The following is a 17,758-nucleotide window of genomic DNA, read 5'->3' as shown; positions in this document are numbered from 1 at the left end:
GCGGCGGCCTCCCGTGCGAGGAGGGCGCCGTGACTTCGTCCCGCTCCCCCTTCGCCGCGTCCGAATGGCTGGCCATCGCGGCCATCATCCTGATCTGGGGCGTCAACAACGCCGCGGCCAAGGTGGCCACCGGCGTGCTGCCGCCGTTCTTCGTCGGCGGGATGCGGTTCGCCATCGCCCTGGTGGTGCTGATCCCGTTCCTGCGACCGCCGTTTCCGCCTTGGCGCCAGGTGCTGCCGATCCTGATCCTGCTCGGACCGCTGCATTTCGGGCTGATCTACTACGGCTTTTCGATCGTGAAGAACCTCAGCCCGCTGGTGGTCTCGCTGCAGCTGTGGATCCCGATGACGGCCTTCTTCGCCTGGCGGGTGCTGGGCGAGACCATGAGCCGCTCGGGCCTGGCCGGCATGCTGATCGCCTTCGTCGGCGTGGCCGGCATGAGCCTCGACCCGCACGCGGCCGGCGACCTGCCGGGCATCCTGATCGGGGTGGTCGCCAGCGCCATGTGGGCGCTGGGCACGGTGCTGGTGCGCCGCACGCCGGCGGTGACGCCGCTGAAGATGCAGGCCCTGACCTCGCTGGTCGGCGCGCCGGCGCTGCTGGCCGCGTCGCTGATGTTCGAGCCGGATGCGCTGTCGCGGGCCGCCGGCGCCGGGTGGATGATCTGGGGCCTGGTCGGCTGGGCCGCGCTGGCGTCGACGGTCGGGGCCTCGGCCCTGCTGTTCTGGCTGGTGCAGCGCCGCGAGCCGGGCCGCGTGACGCCCTGGTTCCTGCTGACTCCGCTGCTGTCCTGCGGCATCGGCATCGGGCTGATGGGCGACCATCTGACGCCGCAACTGCTGCTCGGCGCGGCGGCGACCCTGTCGGGCGTGGCCCTGGTGGCGCTGTCCGAGCGCCGGGCCGCCGCGGCGGCCGCGGCGGCCGTCGCCGTCGATCAGGCCTGAGCCTCGCCTTCGGCGCCGTAGGGCGGGGCGGCGAGATCGACGTAAGCGGCGTTCTGTTCCCGGATCCGCGCGCCCTCCTCGTCATAGAGGAACGGCAGGAAGGCGTAGCGCCGCCCGGCCGTGACCGGCGTCGCCTCGTGCAGCAGCGAGCAGGAGAACACCACCGCCCCGCCGGTGGGCGGGCGATAGGTGCGGCGGCCGAACTCGGGGAAGCGCAGGTCGCCGCCCTCGTGCGCCTCGGCGTCGAGGTTGATCGAGACGGCGAACCGCCGGTGGGCGGTGCCCTTGGTGGTGTTGTCGCGATGCGGCCGGAACCAGCCGCCGCTCCCCGCGTCGTAGCAGGCGACGAGATAGCGCTCCATGCGCGTGGGCTCGTACTGGAAGGCCTGTTTGATCAGCGGCAGCAGCCGGCGGGTGATGCGCGCGCGGGCGGCGTCGCGCAGGCCCTCGTCCTCCAGCGTCACGTCGGAGCGGCGTTTGTGGTTCGGGTCGGTGACCACCACGGTGCGGCCGTCCAGCTCGCGCATGAAACCTGACGGGGTTCCGCCGACGGCGTCATAGGCCTCGATCAGAACGCGGCAGAAGGCCGGCTCGAAGATTCGCGGCGCGATCAGCACCGGCGCGTGGATCTGCACGCCGGCATGGTCGTCGACCGGGCTCAGCGCGGCCAGCCGGGCCATAACCGCCTGCGCCTGGTCCAGCGGCGCGGTGAACAGCACCCGCAGCGAGGGATCGATCACCACCCAGCCGGCCTCGGCGCCGTAGAGCCCGGCGATCTCGCCGTCGACGTCATGCAGCCAGCGGATGCCCGGCAGCTCGTTGACCGCGCCCGCGAACTGGCCGGCGTCGCGGATCACGCCGAAGAAGCAGCAGGTGTCGTCGTCGAACAGCGCCCGATGCTCGCGCACGGCCCCGAGCGCCGCGATCGCCTGCGGCGTCGGAACGGGCGGCAGCAGGGCCATGGCGACATATCGTCCGCCCACGGTGCTGAAGTTGTAGCGCGGGTTGCCCGGGCTGGGCGCGGTGAAGGTCGGGGCCAGATCGCCGGGCGTCAGAAGCATGCGCGACGATGCCAAAACGGCCCCGCCGGAGCAAGGCGACTCGGCTCAGAGGCGCAGGCCGAACCGCGGGCCCAGCCAGACCATCAGACCGTAGAGGGCCATGGTCAGGACGCAGCCGGCGGCCAGGGCCGGCCAGAACCCCGCGCCGCGCCGGAGCAGGGCGGGGATCAGCAGGAACATCGGCAGCGACGGCAGCACGAACCAGAAGGTGCCGGTGGCATGGGCCGCCATACGCTCCGCGTCGGCTGTGTCGCGCCACAGCCAGATCATGCCGAGGATCGACACCAGCGGCAGGGACGCGACCAGGCCGCCGAGGCCCGGATAGCGCTTCGCCACCTCGGAGACGGCGACGACCAGCAGTCCGGAAAGGGCGGCCTTGGCGAGCAGGTACATCATGGCGCCGCTCGTAGCAGGTTCAGGCGCGGCCTGTCCGCGATCCCTCTGGTCAGGGGGCCTTGATCACGGCGCAGGCTACCCGCGCGCCGGCGCCGCCGATCGGCTGGCTGGTGTGATCGTCGGGCGCGGCATGGATCACCAGCGCCGAGCCGTCGGCGTCCAGCAGGGGCGCGCGGTCGGCGTTCGACAGCGACACCGACGGGGTGAAGATCTCCGCCATCGCCGTGCCGTCGGCAGCCGCATAGAGATTCGGCAGGTCGCCGGTCTCGTTGGCGGCCGGGTTCAGCAGGCCGTGCTGGACCGGCATGTCATGGTGCATGTGGCCGCCGGCCGACTTGAAGTCGGCGCTCGAGCAGTCGGCTTTCTCGTGGAAGTGCAGCCCGTGCCAGCCCGGCGTCAGCCCCGTGGCCGCCACGCGCAGCACCAGGCCGTGCGGGGCCTCGGTGAGGGTCGCCGAGCCCATGTCCTGACCGGCCGGGCCCTTCAGCTGGACCGTCACCGGCGCGGGGCCGGCGGCGGCGGGCAGGGCGACGGCGGCGAGGAGGAGGGGAAGGATCAGACGGCGCATGGCATGGCTCCCGGAAGGACCTGAGAATCCCGGCAAATCGTCGGAATTGTTGAGCTAAAGGCCCGAAAAAGCCGCCCGAAAGATGGCGCCCGGCCCATGCGAATGTTAACGAGGGAACGGACGCTTCCTGTCCGATTCTGACAGCAAATTCCCGCACTTGACCGACGACACCCTTACCCCTCCGGAAGACGCCCGGCGCGGGGCAGTCAGCCCCATCGCCATCGAGGACGAGCTGAAGCGCAGCTATCTCGATTACGCCATGAGCGTGATCGTCAGCCGCGCGCTGCCGGACGTCCGCGACGGTCTCAAGCCGGTGCACCGCCGCATCCTGTTCGCGATGAACGAGAACGGCTTCACGTCCAACGCGGCCTACCGCAAGTCGGCCCGCACCGTCGGCGACGTGATCGGTAAGTATCACCCCCACGGCGACGTCGCGGTCTACATGGCCATGGTCCGGATGGCCCAGCCGTTCTCGATGGGCCTGCTGCTGATCGACGGCCAGGGCAACTTCGGCTCGGTCGACGGCGATATGCCGGCGGCCATGCGTTACACCGAATCCCGCCTGACCAAGGCGGCCGAGGCGCTGCTCGTCGACCTCGACAAGGACACGGTCGACTACCAGGAGAACTACGACGGCTCGGAGAACGAGCCGACGGTCCTCCCGGCCCGCATTCCCAACCTGCTGGTCAACGGCGCGGGCGGCATCGCCGTCGGCATGGCGACCAACATCCCGCCGCACAATCTGGGCGAAATCGTCGACGCCTGCCTGGCCTTCATCGACAATCCCGAGATCCCGCTCGACGAGCTGCTCGACATCGTCCCGGGCCCCGACTTCCCGACCGGCGGCGAGCTGATCGGCCGCGCCGCCGCCCGTCAGGCCCTGATGACCGGCCGCGGCTCGGTGATCATGCGCGGCGTGGCGACCGTCGAGGAACTGCGCAAGGACCGCGAAGGCATCGTCATCACGGCGATCCCCTTCCAGGTGAACAAGTCCAGCCTGGTCGAGCACATCGCCGACCTGGTCCGCGACAAGAAGCTCGAGGGCATCAGCGACATCCGCGACGAGAGCGACCGCACCGGGATGCGCATCGTCGTCGAGCTGAAGCGCGACGCCCAGGGCGACGTGATCCTCAACCAGCTCTACCGCTTCACCGCCCTGCAGAGCAGCTTCAGCTACAACATGCTGGCGCTGAACCGCGGACGGCCCGAACAGATGGGCCTGCGCGAGATGATCACCGCCTTCGTGGAGTTCCGCGAGGAGGTGGTGGTCCGCCGGACCCGCTTCGAACTGGGCAAGGCCCGCGACCGCGGCCATGTGCTGGTCGGTCTGGCCATCGCCGTGGCCAACATCGACGAATTCATCCGCATCATCCGCTCCTCGGTCGATCCGGCCGAGGCGCGCGAGCGCCTGTGCGGCCAGGACTGGCCGACCGGCGACATGATGCCCCTGATCGAACTGATCGCCGATCCGCGCACCGTCATCACCGGCGGCGACCAGGTCCGGCTGTCCGACGAACAGGCCCGCGCCATCCTGGCCCTGACCCTGTCCCGCCTGACGGGCCTGGGCCGCGACGAGATCATGGGCGAGGCCCGCACCCTGGCCGGATCGATCGCCGAACTGCTGCATCTGCTGTCCGACCGCGCCAACATCATGGGCGTGGTCCGCGAGGAGCTGGTCGAGGTGCGCGAGAAGTTCGCCGTTCCCCGTCGCACGATCTTCGGCGAAGGCGGCGCGGACATGGACGACGAGGACCTGATCCCGCGCGAGGACATGGTCATCACGGTCACCCACGGCGGCTATGTGAAGCGCACGCCGCTGTCGACCTACCGCAGCCAGCGCCACGGCGGCAAAGGCCGTTCCGGCATGTCGACCAAGGACGAGGATGCGGTGACCCGCGTCTTCAGCGCCTCGACCCACGCGCCGGTGCTGTTCTTCAGCTCGGGCGGCAAGGTCTACAAGCTCAAGGTCTGGCGCCTGCCGCTCGGCACCCCGACCTCGCGCGGCAAGGCGTTCGTCAACCTGCTGCCGATCGAGCCGGGCGAGACCATCACCTCGATTCTGCCGCTGCCCGAGGCCGAGGATCAGTGGGACCGGCTGGACGTGATGTTCGCCACCCGCTCAGGCAACGTGCGCCGCAACAAGCTCAGCGACTTCGTGCAGATCAACCGCAACGGCAAGATCGCCATGAAGCTGGACGAGGGCGACAGCATCGTCGGCGTCGGACTGTGCAACGCCGAGAACGACATCCTGCTGACCACCGCGCTCGGCCGGGCCATCCGCTTCCAGGCCAACGAGGTGCGGGTGTTCGCCGGCCGCGATTCCACCGGCGTGCGGGGCATCCGCCTGCAGGAGGGCGACGAGGTCCTCTCCATGGCCATCCTCGGCGGCGTCGCCGCCACCCCGGCCGAACGCAGTGGCTACCTCAAGCACGCCCGCGCCCTGCTGCGGGCCCAGTCCGGCGAGGACGAGGGCGAAGTCACGGTGACCGAGGACGAAGAAGAAGTCGAGGGCGACGCGTACCTCAGCCCCGAACGCATCGTCGAACTGGGCGCGGCGGAGGAATTTATCCTCACGCTGTCGTCCGAGGGCATCGGCAAACGCACCAGCGCCTACGACTTCCGGCGCACCGGTCGCGGCGGCCAGGGCCTGCTGGCGCAGGACCTTACCCGCAAGGGCGGACGCCTCGTCGCCAGTTTCCCTGTGGACCAGGCCGACGAAATCTTGCTGGTGACGGACGCCGGCCAGTTGATACGGTGCCCGGTAGCGAATATCCGCATCGCGGCGCGCAACACCCAGGGCGTGATCGTCTTCCGCACCGCGGAGAACGAGCATGTCGTGAGCGTTGAGCGGCTCGAAGCAACGGGCGGCGATGAGGACGGCGGGACGGACGGCGGGGTCGACCAACCCTCGGCGGACTAGCGGCGCAAGGGGGACTGGTGGCGAGAGTCGGGCTGTATCCGGGCACGTTTGATCCGATGACCAACGGTCATCTGGACATCATCGGGCGGGCCGTGAAGCTGGTGGACAAGCTGGTCATCGGCGTCGCCCTCAACGAGGGCAAGGGGCCGCTGTTCTCGCTTGATGAGCGGATGGCCATTGTCCGCGACGAGACCGCCCACCTCCAGACGGTGGCCGAGATCGAGGTGGTGCCCTTCAAGGGTCTGCTGATGCACTTCGCCCGCGAGGTCCACGCCGGCATCATCGTCCGCGGCCTGCGCGCCGTGGCCGACTTTGAATACGAATTCCAGATGACCGCCATGAACCAGCAACTCGATCGCGAGATCGAGACGGTGTTCCTGATGGCCGATCCCCGTCACCAGGCGGTGGCGTCCCGGCTGGTCAAGGAGATCGCCGTGCTCGGCGGCGACATTGGCAAGTTCGTCACCCCCGGCGTGGCGGCCCGCCTGCTGGAAAAGGTCGGGCGCGCCTGATTTCCGCCGCTGCGGGGCGGCACTTGTCGTCGTCGCTGTCGCGGTCTACCCGGACTGACGGCTCTCGAGAAAGTGGACACCGCATGAAATCCGCGCCGATCGCGCTCGCAGCCCTGATGCTCGCCGCCGCGCCCGCCGTGATGGCCGCGCCCGCTCCCAAGGCCCCGGCGGCGGTTCAATACCCGGCCGCCGACTGGCGCACGCCTGATCCCGAAAACGTACTCGTCATCGACACCAGCAAGGGCCGGGTGATCGTCGAGATGGCCCCCTGGGCGGCGCCGACCAGCGTCGAGCGGGTCCGGACCCTGGCCCGCCAGGGCTTCTATGACGGCCTGAGCTTCTTCCGCGTCATCGACGCCTTCATGGCCCAGACCGGCGATCCGAAGAACGACGGCACCGGCGGCGCGGAGTCGCTGCCCAATCTGCGGGACGAGTTCCAGTTCCGTCGCGGGCGGGACCTACCGTTCACGTCCCTCGGCCGTCTTCCGGCCGACGACAACATGATGATGGTCACCGAGACCGGCTTCATCGACGGCTTCGCCGTGCGCGGCGCGCCGCAGATGCAGATGATGGCCTCGGCCGACGGCAAGGTGTCCGGCTGGCCGCTGTTCTGCGCCGGGGCGCTCGGCATGGCCAAGGCCAGCGTGCCGAACACGGCCAACAGCCAGTTCTTCCTGATGCGCCAGACCTATCCGTCGCTGGATACCAACTACACCGCCTTCGCCCGCGTGCTGGGCGGGCTGGAAGCCGTCCGCGCCCTCAAGGTCGGCGAGCCGGTCGCTCCGCCGCGCGACGTGATGATCCGCGTGCGGGTGCTGTCCGACATCCCGGCCGGCGAACGCCCGTCGGTCCAGGTGCTGAACACCACCAGCCCGTCGTTCAAGGCCATTCTCGACGCCGCCCGGGCCGCGGGCCTCGGCGCCGGCGCGGCCTGTGACATCGCCGTGCCCGTCAAGATCGGCTGAGGAGGCCGCCGCCATGCGCTCGACCCTGCTGCTCGCCGCCGCCCTGACCGTCATCGCCCCCGCGGCCATGGCCAGGCCGAAGGCCCCGGCCGCCGCCGACTGGCGCACGCCGGATCCGGAAAACGTGCTCGTCATCGACACCAGCAAGGGCCGGGTGGTTGTCGAGCTGATCCCCGAGGTCGCCCCGGCCCACGTCGAACGGCTCAAGGTGCTGGCCCGCAAGGGGACCTATGACGGCCGGACCTTTTTCCGCGTCATCGACCGCTTCATGGCCCAGACCGGCGACCCGCAGGACACGGGGGAGGGCGGCACGGACCTGCCCAACCTGAAGGCCGAGTTCACCTTCCGCCGCGACGCGTCGTCGGGCGTGGTGGTCGCGGCCAGCCCGTGGGGGACGGACGAGGGCTTTCTCAAGTCGCTGCCGGTCGTCGGCCAGGCCTGGAGCTGGCACGACATGACCCAGGACGGAAAGGTCGCGACCTGGGGCAGCTACTGCCCGGGCGTCGTCGGCATGGCTCGGGACGACAATCCCGACAGCGCCAACAGCCAGTTCTTCCTCATGCGCCAGCCCTACCTGTCGCTCGACAAGCGCTACACCGCGTTCGGGCGGGTGATCAGCGGCCTGGACGCGATCCGGGCCATCAAGACCGGCGAACCGGTCCCCGCGCCGCAGGATCGGATGGACCGCGTCCGCGTTCTGGCCGATATACCCGCCGCCGAACGGCCGACGGTCCGGGTCATCGACCCGGCCGGCGCGTGGTTCAAGGCCGAGATCCAGCGGGTCCGCAAGCTCAAGGGCGCGGACTTCTCGCTATGTGACGTGTCCATTCCTGCGGAAGTGAACTGAACCCATGACGACAGACGCCGAAAACACCCTGCTGCTGACCACCGACACCGGCCTGGTCACGATCAAGCTGCGCCCCGACCTGGCCCCCGGCCACGTCGAGCGCATCAAGGAACTGGCGCGGGAGGGCTTCTATGACGGCGTGGTCTTCCACCGCGTGATCCCGGGCTTCATGGCCCAGGGCGGCGACCCCACGGGCACCGGCTCGGGCGGATCGAAGAAGCCGGACCTGAAGGCGGAATTCTCCAAGGCCCGCCACGATCGCGGCGTCTGCTCGATGGCCCGCACCAGCGCGCCGCACTCGGCCAACAGCCAGTTCTTCATCTGCCTGGACGACGCCACCTTCCTCGACGGCCAGTACACGGTCTGGGGTGAAGTGGTCGACGGCATGGAACACGTTGACGCCCTGCCCAAGGGCGAGCCGCCGCGCCAGCCGGGCAAGATCGTCTCGATGAAGGTCGCGGCGGACGTCTGATCGCGCTTTCCCTCCCCTATATGGGGAGGGTGGACCGGCGAAGCCGGGACGGGTGGGGAAGCGGAACACGCGTCCGCCCGTCCGGCTGGACCGTTCAAGGCCCCACGCTGTCGGCCTCGCCGACATCACTCCCCATGAAGGGGAGGGAGGGTGTTACCGCCCCCGGCCCGGCAGGCGCCGGATCGAGCTGATCTTGTCGTTGGCCCCCAGCGGCTTGAGGTTGGGATTGTCGGCGTCGATGGTCCAGCACTGGCCGTTGAAGTCGCGGCCGGTGCACAGCTGCCAGCTGCCGCGCATCACCCGCACCGAGGTGATCTGGTCGTCCAGGCCGCTATCGACCAGGTCGGGGATCGAGTCGGAGACCTCCAGCCGCATGCCGCGGTAGTCGGGGTTCTCGTAGACGATCAGGCCGGTCGGCCCGCCGCCACCACCGTAGCCGCCGCCGCCACCGCCGTAGCCACCCCCGCCGGGCGGGCCGCCTTCACACTGCAGGCGGCCGTTGATGTTTTCGACCCGGCCGCGGGGGCAGGCGCGATAGTTGATGTCGGACTCCAGCATGGCCCCGCCGCCGGCCGCGCAGCGGGCGTAGAGCCGGCCGGCGAAGGCGGTGATATCGCGGCAGCTCGCCTGGTAGGAGCCTTCTGGAATCGGGTCGTAGGATCCGCTCCAGGGCGGCGCCGCCAGCGCCGGCGCGGCGATGACGGCCAGACCGGCGGCGAGGGCCGCGGCGCGGGCGATGTTGGACATGTCGGTTCCCCACTCATTCAGTGGCCGGCATCTAAGGACGGCGTTCGGCGGCCGTCCAGTCACCCAGCGGGGGCGAAGGTCACCACGACGGGGAAATGGTCCGAGCCCAGTTTCGGCCCGCGCTTCACGGAAACCGTCTTCCAGTCCCTGCCGGCGTAGACCTGGTCGATCGGCAGCACGGGTGCGGGCAGAGCGATGCGCAGACGCGAGAACTGCCCGGCCGGCCAGGTGGGCAGGGCGCGGGTCCGCCGCTCCAGTCCGAACAGCCGGTCCTGCCGCCGCAGCGCGAACGACCAGGGGGTGCAGTTCATGTCGCCCGACACGATCAGGCGGTCCTTCGGGAACCGCTCCAGCACCCTGGCGAGACGCAGCGTCTGCTGCTGCTGCGGGCCGGCGGGATAGGGCCAGGTGTAGTGGACGCCGACCACCGTGAACGGGCCGCGCCGGTCGCGGAAGGTGGCCCAGGCCCCCGACAGCTCCGCGTCGGATACCACGGTCGACAGGCCGCCGGCGGCGACGGGCCGCCGCTTGGCCAGGATCATCGTCGAGCAGGGCCAGGGCGCGGCGCAGGTGGTGCGGTAGGGATAGCGTTTGGCCAGCTTCTTCGGGATGCCGCCCGAGCGGTCGAAGCCTTCCTCGATGACCACGATGTCGGGGTCGGTGGCGAGGATCCAGCGATAGGTCGCGCCGGCGTCGCGGTTGCGGCCCCACAGGTTGAACTGCACCAGCGTCAGGGTCTCGTCGCCGGGTTTGACATGCTTCTGCGTGACGGCGGCGGTCAGCTCCGGACTCATCAGGATCAGGGCAGACAGGGCCGCGACCAGGGCCAGCGCCGGCGTGGTGCGGCCCTTGCGGCCGGCCACCGCCCACAGCAGCGCCGCCGTGACGCCGCCGCCCAGCCAGACCGGGGCGAAATGGGCCAGCACGTCCAGCCGGTCGCTGAACACCCCGCCCAGCGCCGCGAAGCCCAGCACGCCGACGGCCGCCGCCAGCAGCAGGGCCAGCGCGCGCAGGATGTCGATCAGGGGCTTCAGAATCGTCGTCACGGACAACCCTAGCACGGGCCGGATGCAGGCCTCATGCAGGCCGGGTCAGCAGAGGGTTCAGTCGCCGACCCAGTAGGTGAAAGACACCTTCCGCGCCGGGGCGGCGCCCACTTTCAGGTCACCCGTCAGCACGGTCGCGCCGCTCGAGCCTTCGCCGCGCGCGGCCGTCAGCGCGGCCTGGTCGAAGGCGCCGCTGAACACCACCTCGCCGAGCCGGGCGTCATGTCCCCTGAACTGCAGCTTGCCGGCGTCGAAGCTGTAGGCGTCGGGCAGCACCCGCACGCTGACGCTGTGGCCTTCGCCGCCCAGTTCGTTGGGCGCCATCGGGCTGGTGACGTCGTCGAAGGCGATCAGCACGGGGCCGAAGGTCGAGGTGCGGTCGCCGGTCTCCCAGGTCTTGAAGTCGCTCGGCGCGCCGAGGGCCAGATGGGTCAGCTGGTAGTTGCCGACCTTCACATTGGTCGGGCTCAGATAGTAGCCGGACGCGTCGAGCCCCTGCTGGGAATGATAGCCGGCGGCGACAGGGATGGTCGGCTCCACCGGCGCCGGCGCGGGCGCCTCGGCGACCGGGGCAGGGGCCGCGGCCTGTTCGGCGGGCTTGCGGTTGCAGCCGGCGGCCGTCACGGCCAGCAGGGCGGCGGCCAGGGCGAAAGTCCGGTAGCGCATGCAAATCCCCTTCACTCGTCGGCGCATCAACGCCACGCCCCTCCGGTTTTGTCCATCGCGTGCTTGACGGGAAGCCGCCGGCGTGGCGCTTCCGCCACCATGCGTGTCGCCGACTTCGACTTCGATTTGCCCGAGGCCCTCATCGCCCTGCGTCCGGTCACGCCGCGCGAGGCGGCCAGGCTGTTGCTCGTTCAGCCGGGCGCCGGCCTGCGGGACCTGACGGTCGGCGACCTTCCTTCGCTGCTGAGGGCGGGTGACGCGCTGGTGTTCAACGATACGCGGGTGATCCCCGCGCGGCTCGACGGCCGGCGCGAGGCGCGCGCCGAGGGCGGCGGCGACGGTCACGCGGTGGCGGTCGAGGCCACCCTGCACAAGCGGCTGTCGGCCAACCGCTGGAGCGCTTTCATGCGACCGGGCAAGCGGCTGAAGGTCGGCGACCGCATCCGCTTCGGCGTGACCGGCGACCGGGCCTGCGAGGGCGCGGCGCTCGACGCCACCCTGGTCGCCAAGGCCGAGGGCGGCGAAGTCGAACTGGCCTTCGACCTGTCCGGCCCCGATCTCGACATCGCCATCAACACGCGCGGCCACATGCCCCTGCCGCCCTACATCGCCGCCAAGCGGCCCGAGGACGAGCAGGACCGGGCCGACTACCAGACCGTCTACGCTCGCGAGGACGGCTCGGTTGCGGCGCCGACGGCGGGCCTGCACTTCACGCCGGACCTACTGGCCCGGCTGGCGGCGACGGGCGTGTCGCAGCACTTCGTCACCCTGCACGTCGGGGCCGGCACCTTCCTGCCGATGAAGGTCGACGACACCGACGACCACCGGATGCACGCCGAATACGGTGTGGTGCCGGCCGAGGTCGCGGAGGCGCTGAACGCGGTGCGCGCGGCGGGCGGCCGGATCATCTGCGTCGGCACCACCTCGCTGCGCCTGCTGGAGAGCGCGGCCGGCGAGGACGGCGTGATCCGGCCGTGGTCGGGAGAGACGGCCATCTTCATCACGCCCGGCTACCGGTTCCGCGCGGCGGACGGGCTGATGACCAACTTCCACCTGCCGAAATCGACCCTGTTCATGCTGGTCAGCGCTTTCGCCGGACAGGCCCTGATGCGCGAGGCCTACGCCCACGCCATCGCCACCGGCTACCGCTTCTATTCCTACGGCGACAGCAGCCTGCTATGGCGCGCCGCCTGATGGCTACGTTCCCCTTCGACATCTCCGCCACCGACGGCGCGGCCCGCACCGGCGTCCTGAAGACGCCGCGCGGCGATATCCGCACGCCGGCCTTCATGCCGGTCGGCACGGCCGCCACGGTCAAGGCCCTGACGGTCGACCAGGTCGCCCAGACCGGCGCCGACATCATCCTCGGCAACACCTACCACCTGATGCTGCGGCCGACGGCCGAGCGGGTGAAGCGCCTGGGCGGCCTCCACCGCTTCATGCGCTGGGACAAGCCGATCCTCACCGACAGCGGCGGCTTCCAGGTCATGAGCCTGAGCGGCATCAGCAAGGTCACCGAAGAGGCCGTCACCTTCTCCAGCCACCTCGACGGCAGCAAGCACGTGCTGACGCCCGAGCGGTCGATGGAAATCCAGGCCGACCTGCTGGGCAGCGACATCGTCATGCAGCTGGATGAGTGCGTCGCCTGGCCGGCCGAGGAGGCGCGCGCGCGCGAGGGCATGGAGCTGTCCGCCCGCTGGGGCGCCCGGTCAAAGGCCGCCTTCGGCGAACGCGAAAGCCAGGCCCTGTTCGGCATCCAGCAGGGCTCGACGTTCGAAAACCTGCGCCGCGAGTCCTCCGACCGGCTGATCGAGACCGGCTTCGACGGCTACGCCCTCGGCGGCCTGGCGGTCGGGGAGGGGCATGAGGCGATGTGCGAGGTGCTGGACTACGCCCCGGCCATGCTGCCCGCTGACCGGCCGCGCTACCTGATGGGCGTGGGCAAGCCGATCGACCTGGTCGAGGCGGTGTATCGTGGCGTCGACATGTTCGACTGTGTCCTGCCGACCCGCTCGGGCCGCCACGGCCAGGCCTGGACCTGGTCCGGCCCGCTGAACATGAAGAACGCCCGCTTCGCCGAGGACGACACCCCGCTGGACGAAACCAGCGCCTGCCCGGCCAGCAGCGGCTATTCGAAGGCCTATCTGCACCACCTGATCCGCTCGGAGGAGATCCTCGGCCAGGTGCTGCTCAGCTGGCACAACATCGCCTTCTTCCAGGCCCTCACCGCCGCCATGCGCGCGGCGATCGCCGAGGGCCGGTTCGAGGCGTTCCGCCGGGACTTCAAGGCGGGCCTGCAATAGGGGACACGTACCGGCGGTGCATGTCCCCGGCCGCCTAGTGAATCGGGAACTGCGGCCCCTTCTTCTTCGGCGGCTTGGGCGGGATTTCCGACCGGATATGGGTGGGCGTCGCCGGCGGATTGCAGCCGCGCGCCTCGCCGAGCCCCTTGAGATAGCCGCGCCGGATGCCGCCGGCGGTGATGGCCGCCCGCACCAGCCGGTCATGCTGCTCGGCGCCGGTCAGCTTGCGCACCCAGCCGCGCATCGGGATCAGGTCCTGGGCGGCCGAGGCCATCATGCCCAGCGCCGTTTCGCCGGCCACGTCCTTGCCCTTGGCGATCAGCGCCCGGTCATCGGGCGACGAGGGCTCGTCGATATCGGCGCCCAGCGCCTCGTTGAGCGGCCGCAGCAGTGCGATCAGCTCTGAACAGTTGGCGGGCTTGGGGCGCTTGTAGGGATCCTCCAGCGCCTCGAGCAGCACCGGCGGGACCTTCGAGCGCAGCAGGTTGAGGTCGCGCATCGGCGCGCTGACCGCGCCGGTCACGCTGCCGCGGTTGATCTCGTCGGTGGTCTGCACCTGCGGCGGCGCGCTCTGCGGCGGCGGCGGTGGCGGCGGCGACAGTTGCGGCGGCGGGGGCTTCTGTTGTCCGCTCATGGCGCTGGTCGCGCCGAGCAGGCAGGCGGCGACGAGAAGGGTGGAGAAGACAATCTTGCGCATGGGACGATGCTAAGCACGACCTTCGCGGTCAGCCAAGCGTTCAGCGCTTGCGGCGCGGAAGGCCCGCCACTATGGTCCGCGCCGCTTCAGGGGGCTCGCAACGCCGCCGCGAAAGCGGGCCGGTAGCTCAGTGGTAGAGCATTCGACTTTTAATCGAATGGTCGTGGGTTCGACCCCCACCCGGCCTACCATTCTTCATGTCGTGGCCCGGTTCGGCGCCCGACGGATCATGCGACGATCAGATCGACGCCGGCGACGGGCCAGCGCCCCCCGCGGTTGATTGACAAGCCCGTCGCCGCCGCCAACGTTGGCCGTTTGCTGATCGCGGTCCGATGTCCGGACCAGGGATCCGGACGCCGGGGGGCGACATGAGCGCGACGGACTCCAGTGATCGCCCGTCTCGCCCCTTGTTCGGCCATCCGCGAGGCCTGGCTGTGCTCGCCGGGCTTGAGGTCTGGGACCGGATTTCCTTCTACGGCATGCAGGCGCTGCTGGTGCTCTACATGGGCGGCCAGCTGCTGCTGCCCGGGCATGTGGAAAAGGTCGCCGGCTTCGCGGCCTTCCGGGCGGGTCTGGAGGGGATTGTCGGGCCGATGTCGGTCCAGGCGCTGGCCTCGCAGATCTTCGGGCTCTACGTCGGCCTGGCGGCCTTCACCCCGATCATCGGCGGGTTCCTCGGCGACCGGTGGCTGGGGCGGCGACGGGGCGTGATTCTGGGCGCGCTGCTGATGACGGCCGGCCATTTCGCCCTCGCCTTCGACCAGTCCTTCCTGCTGGCGTTGCTGCTGCTGATCGTCGGGGCCGGGTTCGTGCGCGGCAACGTCGCGCCGCAGATCGGCGAGCTCTACGCGCCCGAAGACCGTCGCCGGGGCGTGGCCTTCCAGATCTACGGCAGCGTGATCAACTTCGGCGGCTTCGTCGCCCCGCTGGTCACCGGCGCCCTGGGCCAGAGTTTCGGCTGGCACATCGCCTTCGGCTTCGCCGGCTTCGGCATGCTGCTGGGCCTGATCATCTATCTCGCCGGCCAGCGGCACCTGCCGCCGGAGCCGGCCCGGTTGACCCGCGAGGCGCGGCCGCCGCTGACCGGGCCGGAGTGGCGCATCGTGCTGTCCCTCCTGGCCGTGGTGCCGGTCGCCTCGCTGTTCTGGGTCGCCCAGTCGCAGATCTGGAACACCTACAACCTGTGGGTTCGCGACCATCTGCAGCTGCGGTTCGGCGGCTGGACCATGCCCGTGCCGTGGCTGCAGTCGCTGGATGGCCTGGCGCCCTTCATCCTGCTGCCGCCGGTGCTGATGCTGTGGCGGGCGCAGGCGGCGAAGGGCCGCGAGCCGGATGAGCCGGTGAAGATCGCCATCGGCTGCTTCATCTTCGCAGCGGGAACCCTGCTGCTGGCGGGCGCCGGCTTCGTGACCGACAGCGCGGGGAAGACGCCGTTGCTGGTGGCGGTCGCCTTCCACTTCGTCTCGAACCTCGGCTGGCTGTTCACCGTGCCGTCGCTCAACACCCTGTTCTCGCGCCTCGCGCCGCGCTCGGTCAACGCCACCATGCTGGGGGTCAACGCCACCAGCGTCACCTTCGGAAGCTTCATCAGCGGACGGCTGGGCGGCCTCTACGAGACCCTGTCGCCGCTGCAGTTCTGGACGCTGCATGCGGCGATCGTAGGCGCCGGCGGCGTGTTGATGCTGCTGATCGGCCTGTGGCTGAAACGGACCGTCGCGCCGCCGGCCGGGTAACGGGCCTCCGCAGGAGCCGTCACACGGCCCGCAGAAAAACTGCATTGCCTAGTAAGCGGGTAGGTTTAAACGCCTTTCTCCGGGGCCTCCGCCCCGGCAACAAACCGGGGCCGTACGCGTTCGCGCAGACGGCTGCAGCACAGGCCGAGCCGCGACGCGACGATGACCGCCACCGACGCCGCCCTACCGCTTTCGGCGCCCCGCGCCAGACGGCCGCTGTTCCGACGGCGCAGCGCCATACCGGGCTTTTCGATCACGCTCGGCGTCACCCTGACGGTGCTGTCGCTGGTGGTGCTGATTCCGCTGACCGCGGTGGTCATCAAGTCGGCCGGCCAGTCGCCCGCCGACTTCATGGCCGCGGCCTTCTCCGAGCGGGCCATGAAGGCCTATCAACTGACCTTCGGCGCCTCGGCCATCGCCGCCGTGATCAATGGCGTGTTCGGCGTGCTGACCGCCTGGGCGCTGGTGCGTTACCGGTTCCCCGGCAAGGGGATCATCAACGCCATCGTCGACCTGCCGTTCGCCCTGCCGACCGCCGTGGCCGGCATCGCCCTGGCCACGCTCTATGCGCCCAACGGCTGGATCGGGGCGCAGCTCGCGCCGCTCGGGATCAAGGCGGCCTACAATCCCATGGGCGTGGTCATCGCCCTGACCTTCATCGGCCTGCCGTTCGTGGTCCGTACGCTCGAGCCGGTGATGCGCGACCTCGCCGCCGACGTCGAGGAGGCCGCCGCCTCGCTCGGGGCCAACCGCTGGCAGACCATCCTGCGCGTCGTCCTGCCGGCCCTGGCCCCGGCCTGGCTGACCGGCTTCGCCCTGGCCTTCGCCCGGGCGGTCGGCGAGTACGGCTCGGTGATCTTCATCGCCGGCAACATGCCCTACAAGTCGGAGATCGCCCCGCTGCTGATCGTCATACAGCTGGAGCAGTACGAGTACGCGGCCGCCGCCAGCATCGCCGTGGTCATGCTCAGCGTCTCCTTCCTCATGCTCTTCGTCATCAACGGCATCCAGGCCTGGGCGCGGCGGTACGGCCAATGAGCGCGCGCGCCCGCAAGTCCAACGAGGATCCCGCCTGGGCCCGCTTCACCATCCTGGCCCTGGTGCTGGGGTTCCTCGCCCTGGTCCTGATCCTGCCGCTGGTCTCGGTGTTCGTCGAAGCCCTGCGCAAGGGCCTGCCGACGGCGCTGGAGGCGATCCGCACGCCGGACGCGCTGGCGGCGATCAAGCTGACCCTGATCACGGCGGCCATCACCGTGCCGTTCAACGCCGCGTTCGGCCTCTGCGCGTCCTGGGCCATCGCCAAGCACAGCTTCCCCGGCAAGGCCTTCCTGATCACCCTGATCGACCTGCCGTTCTCGGTCTCGCCGGTCGTGGCGGGCCTGATCTACGTGCTGGTCTTCGGGACCCAGGGCTGGTTCGGCGAGAGCCTGATCAACCACGACATCAAGATCATCTTCGCCATTCCGGGCATTGTGCTGGCGACGATCTTCGTCACCTTCCCGTTCGTCGCCCGCGAGCTGATCCCGCTGATGCAGGAGCAGGGGACCGACGAGGAGGAAGCCTCGGTGTCGCTCGGCGCCTCCGGCCTGCGCACCTTCTGGAGCGTGACCACGCCCAACGTCCGCTGGGGCCTGCTGTACGGGGTGCTGCTCTGCAACGCCCGGGCGATGGGCGAATTCGGCGCGGTGTCGGTCGTGTCCGGCCACATCCGCGGCCTGACCAACACCATGCCGCTGCATGTCGAGATCCTCTACAACGAGTATGATTTCGTCGGCGCCTTCGCCGTGGCGGCGCTGCTCTGCCTGCTGGCGGTGGTCACCCTGGTGCTGAAGAGCCTTCTCGAACTGGCCCAGCCGGGCCACAAAACCGCGCACTGACCGG

Annotated in this window: 18 protein-coding genes and 1 tRNA gene; 12 read left to right on the top strand and 7 right to left on the bottom strand. The window is 70.0% G+C overall.

Features of this window, described 5'->3' with window-relative positions:
- Positions 1 to 29: 29 nt before the first annotated feature.
- Positions 30 to 944 carry a DMT family transporter gene (locus AC1RN0_RS15850; protein WP_492788427.1) on the top strand — a complete coding sequence of 305 codons (915 nt, stop codon included), beginning with the start codon at positions 30 to 32 and terminating at the stop codon, positions 942 to 944.
- Here AC1RN0_RS15850 and AC1RN0_RS15845 read toward each other — a convergent pair.
- Genes AC1RN0_RS15845 through AC1RN0_RS15835 form a run of 3 tightly spaced genes read right to left on the bottom strand, consistent with a single transcriptional unit; the run spans position 935 to position 2,969 of the window.
- The gene (locus AC1RN0_RS15845) at positions 935 to 2,005 is read right to left on the bottom strand and encodes a 2OG-Fe(II) oxygenase (RefSeq protein ID WP_492788426.1); all 1,071 of its coding nucleotides are present in this window, start codon (positions 2,003 to 2,005) and stop codon (positions 935 to 937) included. The two genes, AC1RN0_RS15850 and AC1RN0_RS15845, sit on opposite strands and share 10 nt — an antisense overlap.
- Positions 2,006 to 2,050: 45 nt before the next feature.
- The gene (locus AC1RN0_RS15840; protein WP_492788425.1) at positions 2,051 to 2,401 is read right to left on the bottom strand and encodes a DUF3147 family protein; all 351 of its coding nucleotides are present in this window, start codon (positions 2,399 to 2,401) and stop codon (positions 2,051 to 2,053) included.
- Positions 2,402 to 2,450: 49 nt separating this feature from the next.
- A complete protein-coding gene (locus tag AC1RN0_RS15835; RefSeq protein WP_492788424.1) occupies positions 2,451 to 2,969 on the bottom strand; it encodes a superoxide dismutase family protein in 519 nt (172 codons plus the stop codon).
- Between the two features lie 157 nt (positions 2,970 to 3,126).
- Between AC1RN0_RS15835 and gyrA the strand changes: the two genes are divergently transcribed.
- The 5 genes from gyrA (at position 3,127) to AC1RN0_RS15810 (ending at position 8,685) form a co-directional block, all read left to right on the top strand.
- Positions 3,127 to 5,889 (top strand): DNA gyrase subunit A, encoded by a 2,763-nt coding sequence (gene gyrA / locus AC1RN0_RS15830; protein WP_492788423.1) that lies wholly within the window; start codon positions 3,127 to 3,129, stop codon positions 5,887 to 5,889.
- A gap of 17 nt (positions 5,890 to 5,906) precedes the next feature.
- Positions 5,907 to 6,401, top strand: a complete 495-nt coding sequence (gene coaD, locus AC1RN0_RS15825; RefSeq protein ID WP_492788422.1) for a pantetheine-phosphate adenylyltransferase — start codon at positions 5,907 to 5,909, stop codon at positions 6,399 to 6,401.
- A gap of 83 nt (positions 6,402 to 6,484) precedes the next feature.
- Positions 6,485 to 7,366, top strand: a complete 882-nt coding sequence (locus AC1RN0_RS15820) for a peptidylprolyl isomerase (RefSeq protein WP_492788421.1) — start codon at positions 6,485 to 6,487, stop codon at positions 7,364 to 7,366.
- 13 nt (positions 7,367 to 7,379) lie between these two features.
- Complete coding sequence (locus AC1RN0_RS15815; protein WP_492788420.1) at positions 7,380 to 8,213, top strand: peptidylprolyl isomerase; 834 nt, start codon at positions 7,380 to 7,382, stop codon at positions 8,211 to 8,213.
- A gap of 4 nt (positions 8,214 to 8,217) precedes the next feature.
- Entirely contained in the window at positions 8,218 to 8,685 is a 468-nt protein-coding gene (locus AC1RN0_RS15810) for a peptidylprolyl isomerase (protein ID WP_492788419.1), read from the top strand.
- Between the two features lie 153 nt (positions 8,686 to 8,838).
- On the opposite strand, the gene AC1RN0_RS15805 is transcribed toward AC1RN0_RS15810, so the two are convergent.
- From AC1RN0_RS15805 to AC1RN0_RS15795, 3 genes are read right to left on the bottom strand one after another with little or no spacing between them, the layout of a single operon-like run.
- Positions 8,839 to 9,432, bottom strand: a complete 594-nt coding sequence (locus tag AC1RN0_RS15805) for a beta/gamma crystallin-related protein (protein ID WP_492788418.1) — start codon at positions 9,430 to 9,432, stop codon at positions 8,839 to 8,841.
- A gap of 59 nt (positions 9,433 to 9,491) precedes the next feature.
- A complete protein-coding gene (locus AC1RN0_RS15800; RefSeq protein WP_492788417.1) occupies positions 9,492 to 10,478 on the bottom strand; it encodes an endonuclease/exonuclease/phosphatase family protein in 987 nt (328 codons plus the stop codon).
- A gap of 57 nt (positions 10,479 to 10,535) precedes the next feature.
- Positions 10,536 to 11,144 (bottom strand): hypothetical protein, encoded by a 609-nt coding sequence (locus AC1RN0_RS15795; protein WP_492788416.1) that lies wholly within the window; start codon positions 11,142 to 11,144, stop codon positions 10,536 to 10,538.
- A gap of 99 nt (positions 11,145 to 11,243) precedes the next feature.
- Between AC1RN0_RS15795 and queA the strand changes: the two genes are divergently transcribed.
- Both queA and tgt read left to right on the top strand, forming a co-directional pair.
- Positions 11,244 to 12,338, top strand: coding sequence for a tRNA preQ1(34) S-adenosylmethionine ribosyltransferase-isomerase QueA (queA, locus tag AC1RN0_RS15790; protein WP_492788415.1), 1,095 nt, complete (start codon positions 11,244 to 11,246; stop codon positions 12,336 to 12,338).
- Positions 12,338 to 13,447: a tRNA guanosine(34) transglycosylase Tgt gene (gene tgt, locus AC1RN0_RS15785; protein ID WP_492788414.1), complete on the top strand. Its 1,110-nt coding sequence runs from the start codon at positions 12,338 to 12,340 to the stop codon at positions 13,445 to 13,447. Before queA ends, tgt begins: the two co-directional genes overlap by 1 nt.
- Positions 13,448 to 13,481: 34 nt before the next feature.
- On the opposite strand, the gene AC1RN0_RS15780 is transcribed toward tgt, so the two are convergent.
- Positions 13,482 to 14,144, bottom strand: a complete 663-nt coding sequence (locus tag AC1RN0_RS15780; RefSeq protein ID WP_492788413.1) for a hypothetical protein — start codon at positions 14,142 to 14,144, stop codon at positions 13,482 to 13,484.
- A 116-nt stretch (positions 14,145 to 14,260) separates the two neighbouring features.
- Here AC1RN0_RS15780 and AC1RN0_RS15775 point away from each other — a divergent pair.
- The 4 genes from AC1RN0_RS15775 to cysW all read left to right on the top strand — a co-directional run bounded on the left by AC1RN0_RS15775 (position 14,261) and on the right by cysW (position 17,754).
- Positions 14,261 to 14,335 (top strand) — tRNA-Lys (locus AC1RN0_RS15775).
- A 243-nt stretch (positions 14,336 to 14,578) separates the two neighbouring features.
- On the top strand, positions 14,579 to 15,877 hold the full coding sequence (locus AC1RN0_RS15770) for a peptide MFS transporter (RefSeq protein ID WP_492788412.1): 1,299 nt from the start codon (positions 14,579 to 14,581) through the stop codon (positions 15,875 to 15,877).
- Positions 15,878 to 16,039: 162 nt separating this feature from the next.
- Positions 16,040 to 16,915, top strand: a complete 876-nt coding sequence (gene cysT / locus AC1RN0_RS15765) for a sulfate ABC transporter permease subunit CysT (RefSeq protein WP_492788411.1) — start codon at positions 16,040 to 16,042, stop codon at positions 16,913 to 16,915.
- Positions 16,891 to 17,754, top strand: coding sequence for a sulfate ABC transporter permease subunit CysW (gene cysW / locus AC1RN0_RS15760; RefSeq protein WP_492788531.1), 864 nt, complete (start codon positions 16,891 to 16,893; stop codon positions 17,752 to 17,754). The genes cysT and cysW overlap by 25 nt, the downstream gene beginning before the upstream one ends.
- Positions 17,755 to 17,758 lie beyond the last annotated feature (4 nt).

Source organism: Caulobacter sp. GW821-FHT12F03, from assembly GCF_058806855.1.
The sequence above is the reverse complement of the archived record's forward strand: the minus strand, read 5'-3'. Positions and strand labels throughout refer to the sequence as shown.

What these genes read in the sequence shown, in the direction of transcription:
- AC1RN0_RS15805 (WP_492788418.1), bottom strand. Translation starts at nt 9,432, where the DNA reads ATGTCCAACATCGCCCGCGCCGCGGCCCTCGCCGCCGGTCTGGCCGTC.
- AC1RN0_RS15820 (WP_492788421.1), top strand. Translation starts at nt 6,485, where the DNA reads ATGAAATCCGCGCCGATCGCGCTCGCAGCCCTGATGCTCGCCGCCGCG.
- AC1RN0_RS15810 (WP_492788419.1), top strand. Translation starts at nt 8,218, where the DNA reads ATGACGACAGACGCCGAAAACACCCTGCTGCTGACCACCGACACCGGC.
- cysT (WP_492788411.1), top strand. Translation starts at nt 16,040, where the DNA reads ATGACCGCCACCGACGCCGCCCTACCGCTTTCGGCGCCCCGCGCCAGA.
- AC1RN0_RS15840 (WP_492788425.1), bottom strand. Translation starts at nt 2,401, where the DNA reads ATGATGTACCTGCTCGCCAAGGCCGCCCTTTCCGGACTGCTGGTCGTC.
- AC1RN0_RS15815 (WP_492788420.1), top strand. Translation starts at nt 7,380, where the DNA reads ATGCGCTCGACCCTGCTGCTCGCCGCCGCCCTGACCGTCATCGCCCCC.
- tgt (WP_492788414.1), top strand. Translation starts at nt 12,338, where the DNA reads ATGGCTACGTTCCCCTTCGACATCTCCGCCACCGACGGCGCGGCCCGC.
- AC1RN0_RS15835 (WP_492788424.1), bottom strand. Translation starts at nt 2,969, where the DNA reads ATGCGCCGTCTGATCCTTCCCCTCCTCCTCGCCGCCGTCGCCCTGCCC.
- queA (WP_492788415.1), top strand. Translation starts at nt 11,244, where the DNA reads ATGCGTGTCGCCGACTTCGACTTCGATTTGCCCGAGGCCCTCATCGCC.
- AC1RN0_RS15795 (WP_492788416.1), bottom strand. Translation starts at nt 11,144, where the DNA reads ATGCGCTACCGGACTTTCGCCCTGGCCGCCGCCCTGCTGGCCGTGACG.
- AC1RN0_RS15780 (WP_492788413.1), bottom strand. Translation starts at nt 14,144, where the DNA reads ATGCGCAAGATTGTCTTCTCCACCCTTCTCGTCGCCGCCTGCCTGCTC.
- AC1RN0_RS15845 (WP_492788426.1), bottom strand. Translation starts at nt 2,005, where the DNA reads ATGCTTCTGACGCCCGGCGATCTGGCCCCGACCTTCACCGCGCCCAGC.